Here is a 568-nt window from a genome sequence, read left to right as displayed (position 1 = left end):
GTGTTTGTTGTGTTTATACCGTTCTTATTAACTAAGAGCAGATAAACATTGAGAACTTTTAAATTTGATTAACTTAATCACAGCCTTGAGCTGTTTGATTTCACTTTTTAAAGTGAAAACCAATTAAGTAATCAGTCAGCTTTCCAAATTGTTAAAGAGCTTGATTTCTTTCGAAACCATTTTTAAAGATTCTTAAGGAAGAACACTTAAAGATGGTGGAGCTATGCGGGATCGAACCGCAGACCTCCTCGCTGCCAGCGAGGCGCTCTCCCAGCTGAGCTATAGCCCCATCTGGAAAAGTAATTCTACTCTTAACTTATTAAACCATCAATCTGTGTGGACACTTATCGTGAATATCTTCGTATAAGGAGGTGATCCAGCCCCAGGTTCCCCTAGGGCTACCTTGTTACGACTTCACCCCAGTCATGAACCACAAAGTGGTGAGCGTCCTCCCCGAAAGGTTAAACTACCCACTTCTTTTGCAGCCCACTCCCATGGTGTGACGGGCGGTGTGTACAAGGCCCGGGAACGTATTCACCGTAGCATTCTGATCTACGATTACTAGCGA

At 43.3% G+C, this 568-nt stretch carries 1 tRNA gene and 1 rRNA gene; both read right to left on the bottom strand.

Annotated features, from left to right (window positions below):
* Positions 1–213: 213 nt before the first annotated feature.
* Positions 214–289: transfer RNA gene (locus L1D11_RS22565), tRNA-Ala, on the bottom strand.
* A gap of 75 nt (positions 290–364) precedes the next feature.
* Positions 365–568 (bottom strand): 16S ribosomal RNA (locus L1D11_RS22560); the annotation flags it as partial.

The sequence above is a fragment of the Vibrio sp. Isolate32 genome (assembly GCF_022397955.1).
In the GTDB taxonomy this organism is placed as follows: domain Bacteria; phylum Pseudomonadota; class Gammaproteobacteria; order Enterobacterales; family Vibrionaceae; genus Vibrio.
Note: the sequence above shows the minus strand (reverse complement) of the source record. Positions and strands in the feature narration are given on the sequence as shown.